This is a genomic window from Pantoea sp. PNA 14-12, assembly GCF_004364735.1.
GTDB lineage: Bacteria > Pseudomonadota > Gammaproteobacteria > Enterobacterales > Enterobacteriaceae > Pantoea > Pantoea stewartii.
The window spans coordinates 770,033-779,025 of record NZ_SOAJ01000002.1; the positions used below are offsets into that span (position 1 = coordinate 770,033).

The 8,993-nt window shown below is 54.5% G+C and carries 7 protein-coding genes and 1 rRNA gene; 5 read left to right on the forward strand and 3 right to left on the reverse strand.

What is annotated here, in order from left to right; genetic code table 11:
- Positions 1–15: 15 nt before the first annotated feature.
- The 4 genes from trxC to pssA all read left to right on the forward strand — a co-directional run bounded on the left by trxC (position 16) and on the right by pssA (position 5,469).
- On the forward strand, positions 16–435 hold the full coding sequence (trxC, locus tag C7434_RS11125) for a thioredoxin TrxC (protein ID WP_033739451.1): 420 nt from the start codon (positions 16–18) through the stop codon (positions 433–435).
- 82 nt (positions 436–517) lie between these two features.
- Positions 518–1,198 (forward strand): tRNA-uridine aminocarboxypropyltransferase, encoded by a 681-nt coding sequence (locus tag C7434_RS11130; RefSeq protein ID WP_033739452.1) that lies wholly within the window; start codon positions 518–520, stop codon positions 1,196–1,198.
- A gap of 140 nt (positions 1,199–1,338) precedes the next feature.
- The gene (locus C7434_RS11135; protein WP_033739454.1) at positions 1,339–4,014 is read left to right on the forward strand and encodes a bifunctional acetate--CoA ligase family protein/GNAT family N-acetyltransferase; all 2,676 of its coding nucleotides are present in this window, start codon (positions 1,339–1,341) and stop codon (positions 4,012–4,014) included.
- 99 nt (positions 4,015–4,113) lie between these two features.
- Positions 4,114–5,469 carry a CDP-diacylglycerol--serine O-phosphatidyltransferase gene (pssA, locus tag C7434_RS11140; protein WP_039340129.1) on the forward strand — a complete coding sequence of 452 codons (1,356 nt, stop codon included), beginning with the start codon at positions 4,114–4,116 and terminating at the stop codon, positions 5,467–5,469.
- Between the two features lie 41 nt (positions 5,470–5,510).
- Here pssA and C7434_RS11145 read toward each other — a convergent pair whose 3' ends face one another.
- Positions 5,511–6,806, reverse strand: coding sequence for an MFS family transporter (locus tag C7434_RS11145; protein ID WP_133745465.1), 1,296 nt, complete (start codon positions 6,804–6,806; stop codon positions 5,511–5,513).
- A 222-nt stretch (positions 6,807–7,028) separates the two neighbouring features.
- The gene (locus C7434_RS11150) at positions 7,029–8,069 is read right to left on the reverse strand and encodes a zinc-dependent alcohol dehydrogenase family protein (protein WP_033739456.1); all 1,041 of its coding nucleotides are present in this window, start codon (positions 8,067–8,069) and stop codon (positions 7,029–7,031) included.
- A 132-nt stretch (positions 8,070–8,201) separates the two neighbouring features.
- Here C7434_RS11150 and C7434_RS11155 point away from each other — a divergent pair, with 132 nt between their 5' ends.
- Positions 8,202–8,663: an Lrp/AsnC family transcriptional regulator gene (locus tag C7434_RS11155; RefSeq protein WP_233255815.1), complete on the forward strand. Its 462-nt coding sequence runs from the start codon at positions 8,202–8,204 to the stop codon at positions 8,661–8,663.
- A 237-nt stretch (positions 8,664–8,900) separates the two neighbouring features.
- On the opposite strand, the gene rrf is transcribed toward C7434_RS11155, so the two are convergent.
- Positions 8,901–8,993: ribosomal RNA gene (gene rrf / locus C7434_RS11160) — 5S ribosomal RNA — on the reverse strand; the annotation flags it as partial.

Consider the following 8,993-nt stretch of genomic DNA (forward strand, 5'->3'; position numbering starts at 1 on the left):
TATCAGAGGTTTTTTATGAATACGGTATGCCCGTCTTGTCAGGCAACCAATCGCGTTCCCGAAGAACGGCTTGCCGATGGTGCCAAATGTGGTCGTTGTGGCGAAAGCCTGTTTTCGGGTGACGTGATCAACGCCACTGCCGCCACGCTGGACAGCTATCTGCAGGATGACCTGCCTGTCGTCGTGGATTTTTGGGCACCCTGGTGCGGCCCTTGTGTCAACTTTGCGCCCGTTTATAAAGACGTCGCGCAGGAGCGTAGCGGTAAGGTTCGCTTTCTGAAGGTGAATACCGAAGCCGAGCCCGCCCTGAGCAGCCGTTTCCGCATTCGCAGTATCCCGACCATCATGGTGTTTAAAAAAGGCGAGATGGTGGATGTGCTGAACGGCGCGATGCCGAAAGCCCCCTTTAATGAGTGGCTCGACGAATCCCTGTAAGTCCCCGAGGCCAGCATCTGCTGGCCTTTTCCTTTTGTCCGACGCTTCGATTACACTACGCTTTTTCCTGTCCTGAAGAATCATGTCTGATAACGCCGTTTTACGTTTACGCAGCCAACGTCTGGCCCGTGCTACGCGTCCTTTTTTAGCCCGCGGAAATCGTGTGCTTCGCTGTCAGGGCTGTCTGTTGCCGGAAAAACAGTGCCTGTGCGACAGCATCGTTACACAGTCCGCCCGGAGCCGCTTTTGCCTGGTGATGTTTGATACCGAGCCGATGAAGCCAAGCAATACCGGCCGGTTGATTGCGGATGTGTTGCCAAATACGCAGGCCTTTGGCTGGTCACGCACGGAGCCCGATCCGCTGTTACTGGCGGCGGTGGCCGATGGGGCTTATCAGCCGATGGTGGTTTTTCCTGCCTCCTATGCGGATGACGGTCGCGAGGTTCTCCACGCGCCGCCGCTGTCGGGCAAACCGCCGCTGTTTATTATGCTGGACGGTACCTGGAATGAGGCGCGGAAGATGTTTCGCAAAAGCCCCTGGCTTGATCGTTTCCCGGTGCTGTCGCTCAATGTAACGTCCCCTTCCCGCTACACGCTGCGTGAAGCACATGGCGAAGGCCAGCACTGTACGGCAGAAATTGCAGCGGCATTACTGCAGCAGGCGGGCGACAGCGACGCAGCGCAGGCTTTATCCCGGCATTTCGAGCAGTTTCGCCAGGCTTACCTGGCCGGTAAACCGCACCATCCCGGTCAGAACCGATAACGTTAGCGGTCACGTACATGCGTGACGAATAGTGTCCCGGGCGCGCTGATGTACGCCCTTCTTCAGCCTGCGATCTGCCCGGCGGTAAAACGGGGCAAATACGTTTACAATCACCTAAATCCTGATGAATGGAGTACGTGATGAGTCAACGCGGACTGGAAGCGCTGTTAAGGCCGAAATCCATTGCGGTTATCGGCGCCTCGATCAAACCGGGACGCGCAGGCTATTTCATGATGCGCAACCTGCTGGCCGGTGGTTTTAGCGGACCGGTGTTGCCGGTTACGCCAAAATACAAAGCCGTCAGCGGCGTGCTGGCCTGGCCTGATATTCACAGTCTGCCTTTCGCCCCGGATTTGGCGGTGATTTGCACCCATCACAAAAGGAATCTGGAACTGCTGCAGCAGCTTGGCGAGAAAGGCTGTAAAGCCTGCATCATTCTTTCTGCGCCCACCAGCCAGCTTCCCGAATTAAAACAGTGCGCCAGCCGCTGGCAGATCCGCCTGCTCGGCCCTAACAGTCTGGGCCTGCTGGCACCGTGGCAGGGACTGAATGCCAGCTTTTCGCCCGTACCCATTGCTAAGGGCCGCATTGCGTTTATTTCGCAGTCATCCGCCGTCTCTAATACCATTCTCGACTGGGCACAGCAGCGTAACCTGGGCTTCTCCTGGTTTATCGCGCTGGGAGACAGTTTGGATACCGACGTGGATGACCTGCTGGATTTTCTTGCCCGCGATGGCAAAACCAGCGCGATTCTGCTTTATCTTGAACATCTTAGTGATGCACGCCGTTTTGTCTCGGCTTCGCGAAGCGCCTCACGTAATAAGCCCATCCTGATCATCAAAAGTGGGCGCAGCCGTCAGGCACAGGCGTTGCTGGGAACGCACAGTGGTCTGGATGCCGCCTGGGATGCCGCCATTCAGCGCGCCGGGTTACTGCGGGTACAGGATACCCACGAGCTGTTTACCGCAGTGGAATCCTTAAGCCATATGCGCCCGCCGCGTGGTCATCGCCTGATGATCGTCAGCAATGGTGCCGCGCCCGCCGCACTGGCGCTGGATGAACTCTATGCCCGCAACGGTAAGCTGGCCGTGCTGAGCGACGAGACCGTGCAGCAGCTCAATGCTGTCCTGCCGGAGGGCGTCGGACATGGCAATCCGCTTGATTTAAAAGACGATGCCACACCGGCGCGTTATCTTGACTGTATTAGCGTGCTGCTCGACAGCCATGATTTAGATGCGTTGATGCTGATTCATGCCCCCAGTGCCGTTGCCCCCGCCACCGAAACCGCAGAGAAAATTATTCAGCTGGTGCAACAACATCCGCGCGGTAAACAGCTTACGCTGTTGACGAACTGGTGCGGGGAATACTCTTCTCAGGTGGCGCGCCGGGCTTTTACGCAGGCGGGCATTCCTACCTGGCGCACGCCGGAAGGTACCGTTACCGCCTTTATGCACCAGGTGGAATACCGGCGTAATCAGAAGTTACTGCGGGAAACCCCCGCGCTGCCGGCCAGTCTGACTCAGGACAGTGCGCAGGCGCACCAGATCTTATCTCAGGCATTAAATCAGGGTGTGTTATCGCTGGATACGCATGAGGTGCAGCCGGTGCTCAAAGCCTACGGACTGGCCACTCTGCCCACCTGGATTGCGAAAGACAGCGATGATGCGGTCACCATTGCCGAACAAATCGGTTACCCGGTTGCGCTAAAACTGCGCTCCCCGGACGTGGCGCATAAATCCGACGTTCAGGGCGTGATGCTGTATCTGCGCAATGCTGCTGAAGTGCGGCGCGCGGCAGACGCCATTATCGACCGCGTAAAACAGACGTTACCCAGCGCCCGAATCGAAGGGCTGGTCGTGCAGAGCATGGCAAATCGTGCCGGAGCACAGGAGCTGCGCATCGTCGTGGAACAGGATCCGCTGTTTGGCCCGATCATCATGCTGGGTGAAGGTGGCGTGGAATGGCAGGCTGAGAAACAGGCTGCCGTAGCGTTGCCGCCGCTCAATATGACGCTGGCGCGCTATCTGGTCATACAGGCGATAAAAGGCGGTAAGATCCGCAGCCGCAGTGCGCTCATCCCTCTTGATGTTGCCGCGCTGAGCCAGTTACTGGTACAGGTGTCTAACCTGGTGGTGGATTGCCCGGAAATAGCGCGCCTGGATATTCATCCGCTGTTGGCGGCGGGCAGTGATTTCACGCTGCTGGACGTCACCCTGTCGTTGGCCCCCTTTGACGGCGACAGCGAAACCCGCCTGGCGATTCGTCCTTATCCTCAGCACCTGGAAGAGGAGGTGGAGCTGAAAGATGGTCAGCATTGCCTGTTCCGCCCGATCTTACCTGAAGATGAACCGCTGCTGCGTGACTTCATCAGTCAGGTAACCAAAGAAGATCTCTACTACCGCTATTTCAGCGAAATTAACGAATTCACACATGACGATCTGGCCAATATGACGCAGATCGACTATGACCGGGAAATGGCGATCGTCGCGGTGCGTCAGCACCAGGGACAGCCGGAGATCATCGGCGTCACCCGCGCCATTTCGGATGCCGACAACATTGATGCAGAGTTCTCCGTGCTGGTACGTTCCGATCTGAAAGGTCTGGGAATGGGGCGGCGGTTACTCGAAAAAATGATTCGTTACACCCGCGCCCATGGCCTGCAACAACTGAACGGCATCACCATGCCGGGCAACCGTGGCATGGTCACGCTGGCGAAAAAACTCAATTTTAACGTGGATGTGCAGATGGACGATGGTATCGTCAGCCTTAAGCTTTTGTTACAGGATAATGTCAATTTACCGTGTACAGAAAAGTAAAAATCGCCCGGTCAGCCCGGGTTGATGTTATTATTTAGCGTTATGACCCTGATTTGGTGGCAAAAGGCCATACAATGAACCGAGAAGAAGTGCACTGTGATGTTGTCTAAATTTAAGCGCAATAAACACCAACAACACCTCGCACAGCTGCCTAAACTGTCACAATCTGTTGCGGATGTGTCGACGCTTTATTCGCCTGGCGAATTCCGTGAGACGCTTTTGGAAAAGATTGCGTCAGCGCAATCGCGCATTTGTATCGTCGCCCTTTATCTGGAAAATGACGATGCGGGCCGCGCCGTCATGAACGCACTCTATGCGGCAAAAATCGCGCGTCCACAGCTGGATATCAGTATTTTAGTTGACTGGCACCGCGCCCAGCGCGGGCGCATTGGTGCCGCGCGCGGCGTCACTAACGCCGACTGGTATTGTGAGATGGCCCAGCAACATCCCGACAGCGTGATTCCGGTGTACGGCATCCCGGTGAATACGCGTGAAGCGCTGGGCGTACTGCACCTGAAAGGTTTCATTATTGATGACATGCTGCTTTACAGCGGTGCCAGCATTAATGACGTCTACCTGCACCAGCATGATAAATACCGCTACGACCGCTATCAGCTCATCCGTAACCCCGCCCTGGCTGACACCATGTTCGAATGGATTAATCACCATTTGAAAGAGGCGGAGGCGGTGAATCGTCTGGACTATGCAGAGCGGCCTTCCAGCCCGGAAATTAAAAACGAAACCCGGCAGTTTCGTCAGGACCTGCGCGGTTTTAACTATCAGTTTGAAGGCAACGCTGGCAACGATGAACTGGCCGTAACGCCTTTAGTAGGCTTAGGCAAACACAGCCTGCTGAACAAGACCATTTTCCATCTGATGCCCTGCGCAGAGAAAAAACTCACTATCTGCACCCCCTATTTCAACCTGCCCGCCTTGCTGGTGCGCAATATCATTGCCCTGTTACGTCAGGGCAAAGATGTCGAGATCATTGTGGGTGATAAGACGGCGAATGACTTCTATATTGCACCCGATGAGCCGTTCAAGATCATCGGTGCACTGCCCTATCTCTACGAAATTAATCTGCGTCGCTTTTTGAGTCGCCTGCAGTATTACGTCAGTAACGGACAGCTGATCGTGCGCTTATGGAAAGAGGGTGAGAACAGCTATCACCTGAAAGGGATGTGGGTCGATGATGAATGGCAGCTTATTACAGGCAACAACCTGAATCCGCGCGCCTGGCGGCTGGATCTGGAAAATGCGGTACTGATCCACGATCCGCATCAGCAGCTGGCCGATCAGCGCCAGCACGAACTGATGCTGATCCGCCAACATACCACTGTGGTTAAGCATTTCCGTGAGCTGGAAAGTATTGCTGACTACCCGGCTAAAGTCCGTAAACTGATTCGACGCCTGCGTCGTATCCGTATTGACCGCCTGATCAGTCGTATCCTCTAGTTTTTCAGCATGCCGCAGACTGACTGCGGCATGCTTACCGATTAAAGCGTCATGCCCTTACCCTGCCGGTGCAGCAACAGCGATACCACGAAGGCCAGTGCACCCATCCCAGAAACATACCAGAAGAACGTGGTTTCCATGTCGTGGTGTTTCATCAGCAACGCGACATACTCTGCCGATCCACCAAAAATGGCATTCGCCACCGCATAGGAAAGCCCGACACCGAGCGTCCTGACCTGCGGTGGAAACATCTCTGCTTTTAAAATCCCACTGATCGAGGTGTAAAAACTGGTGATCAGCAGCGCCAGCATAATCAGAATAAATGCCATGCCCGGACTCTGAACGTTTTGCAAAAGTGTCAGAATGGGGACAGTACAGATTGCAGCCCCAGCCCCAAAGACCATCATGGACGTGCGGCGGCCGATTTTATCCGACAAACCACCGATAATCGGCTGCAGCAGCATATAAACCAGTAACGCGCCGGTCATTAATCCGCTGGCCGTTTTCGCATCCATGCCTGACGTATTGACCAGGTACTTTTGCATATAGGTGGTAAAGGTATAAAAACTCAGCGATCCGCCCGCGGTAAAACCCAGTACCATCAGAAACGGCTTAGTATGATTTCGCAATAAGCCGATGACGCTGCCCGCATCGCGGTGTTCACGGGTTTGTTTATCTGAGGTCTCATCCAGCGAGCGGCGCAGCCATAACGCGACGACAGCCAGCGCGGCGCCTAAAAAGAACGGGATACGCCAGCCCCAGGTTCGTAGCTCATGATCGGTTAACAGAAACTGCAGCACCACGACCGTCAGTACCGCAGCCAGTTGGCCGCCGATTAAGGTGACATACTGGAATGAGGCATAAAACCCTTTTCGTCCTTCCAGCGCGACTTCACTCATATAGGTGGCGCTTGTGCCGTATTCACCGCCTACTGACAGTCCCTGAAACATACGCGCCAGCAAAAGCAGTGCGGGCGCGGCGATGCCAATACTTTCGTAGCCCGGCAGGCAGGCGATCACCAGCGATCCGAAACACATCATGCAGACCGAGATCAGCATGGATTTTTTGCGGCCGTGGCGGTCGCCAATGTAGCCAAATAACCAGCCGCCAATCGGCCGCATTAAGAAGCCCGCCGCAAAGACGCCTGCGGTCTGCAGCAGTTGGGTTGTGGTGTCGCCCTGGGGGAAGAAAATATGGGCAAAGTAGAGTGAGAAAAACGAGTACACATAAAAGTCGAACCATTCGACGAGATTACCTGAGGATGCGCCTACGATGGCCCAGATACGTTTTTTTCTGTCGATCGCCTGCGTGTGGGGAGTGCTGTTCATGTCTGACATGCTATGCCTCGGCTCCTTGCTGATAAGCAGCGTTAAAGCGTTGAGTAAAGCATGGACGGCAATAAAACGGAAAGAGGTGTTGCCCCGAGCCTATAAAATGTGACCTGTGTTGCTAATTTACTGAAATCATTGCGTGATATATCAGGCGGCTTTTACCGATAACGCCGCGTCAGCGCCTCACGATGACATCCTGGAAGCACTGACATGCGCACAGGAAGACCGTTAAAATGCGGTGATCACCGTAACACCGGGCGATTCAAACTTATCCATATTCATTAACGCCTCTATGGATTGCTCCAGGTTAATGGTTCTGCCGATCAGTTTTTCCGGACAAAGTTTTCCTGCATGAATCATGTTCATCATCACATCATAGCGATGGGCCTGCATGCCGTGGCTGCCAATAATTTCCAGTTCATTAGCAATGACCCGCGCCATAGGAATGGGCGGTGCGCTGTGTTCACCTGCCATCAGGCCAACCTGAACGTGCCTGCCTCTTTTTCGTAATGAGTTGATAGCGTTGACACAGGTTGCCGTATGACCCAGCGCATCGATTGAAACGTGCGCCCCGCCGTGGGTGAACTCTCTGACCGCTTCCGCTACGTCGGAGACCTGCGTGGCATTTACGATGGCAACAGCGCCCAGCTCACGCGCCAGTTGCAGCTTTTCATCCGAGATATCCACCGCTATGACATTGGCGCCAAGTGCATTGGAAATCATGATGGCGGAAAGGCCTACGCCACCACAGCCGTGCACAGCAAGCCACTGCCCTGCGGACGTTTTCCCCTGATCAACAACGGCCCTGAAAGAGGTGATGAAGCGACATCCCAGACTGGCCGCAGTGGTGAAATTCAGCGTATCCGGTAGAGCAATGAGGTTCAGATCCGCCTGCTGTATGGCGACATATTCTGCGAAGGATCCCCAGTGGGTAAAGCCTGGCTGAAACTGATGATCGCAGACCTGTTGATTGCCTGAATGGCACTCATGGCATAAACCGCATCCCGAGACAAAGGGCACGGTGACATTATCGCCCGGGCGCCATTTCGTCACCGCGCTGCCGACCGCTTCAATCGTGCCGGCGAATTCATGCCCCGGCACGTGGGGTAACGGGATATCAGGATCGTGGCCGACCCAGCCATGCCAGTCGCTTCGGCAAACCCCAGTTGCTTTAACCCGAATCACAACGCCATGGGGTTCCGGTGTGGGATCCGGCAGCGTTTTCAGGACAGGCGGGGACAGAAATGATTCGTATATGACCGCTTTCATCAGTAAACCCTCATGTATGGTTTACTAAAAGTATACTGACAGGCCGTGAAATTACTTTTCGTGTATTGCAGGCGAATCATGGTTTATGAAATTATCTTTCATTAACGATAGTAAGGCTGAGTGGATATTTCAGTGAGCATTCTTGATAAGAAAGATGTGGCGTTACTGCGCTATCTGCAAAAGGACGGCAGAGTATCGAGTCTTAAGCTGTCTCAGGATTTGGATATGAGCCCGGCGTCAACATGGCGGCGCCTGAAGCGGCTTGAGGACGAAGCCTTCATTGAAGGTTATCAGGCGGTAGTGAATCGTCGAAAGATGGGGTTTGGCGTGATGGCATTCGTGCGTCTGGTCTGCAGCCAACACAGTGAGGCGGCAACACGAGACTTTGAAGAGCGGATCAATGCGAATCCTTATGTCCTGTCATGCCACAATATCACTGGCGAGGCCGACTTCCTTTTGCAGGTGGTTGCGCGGGATTTAGATCATTACAGCCTGTTTATTGAAAAGGAACTGCGCAAGCTGCCGGGGATCCTGAGCATTAATTCTTCGATTTCGCTCAGGGAAGTGAAGAAAAGCCATCCCCTGCCGGTCTGAGGGTACGGTTTACTTTCTGACCCAAGATGGCGGGCCTGGAGAATTTATACAAAGAAACGGTACCAGGCGACGATGGAAGGAGTCTTGCCAGCCGGTTCAGTGCAAACAGCAGCGTAGGATATCGGGCTCAAGAGGCTTTAAACGGCCATAAGATTCTGCCCGGCTGCCTGCTGAACCATGATTTGCGGACGTAAAAAAGCCCCGTACTTCCGTACGGGGCTTTTTTACTTTATTGATGCCTGGCAGTTCCCTACTCTCGCATGGGGAGACCCCACACTACCATCGGCGCTACGGCGTTTCACTTCTGAGTTCGGCATGGGGTCAGGTGGG

What these genes read in the sequence shown, in the direction of transcription:
- C7434_RS11130 (WP_033739452.1), top strand. Translation starts at nt 518, where the DNA reads ATGTCTGATAACGCCGTTTTACGTTTACGCAGCCAACGTCTGGCCCGT.
- pssA (WP_039340129.1), top strand. Translation starts at nt 4,114, where the DNA reads ATGTTGTCTAAATTTAAGCGCAATAAACACCAACAACACCTCGCACAG.
- trxC (WP_033739451.1), top strand. Translation starts at nt 16, where the DNA reads ATGAATACGGTATGCCCGTCTTGTCAGGCAACCAATCGCGTTCCCGAA.
- C7434_RS11135 (WP_033739454.1), top strand. Translation starts at nt 1,339, where the DNA reads ATGAGTCAACGCGGACTGGAAGCGCTGTTAAGGCCGAAATCCATTGCG.
- C7434_RS11150 (WP_033739456.1), bottom strand. Translation starts at nt 8,069, where the DNA reads ATGAAAGCGGTCATATACGAATCATTTCTGTCCCCGCCTGTCCTGAAA.
- C7434_RS11145 (WP_133745465.1), bottom strand. Translation starts at nt 6,806, where the DNA reads ATGTCAGACATGAACAGCACTCCCCACACGCAGGCGATCGACAGAAAA.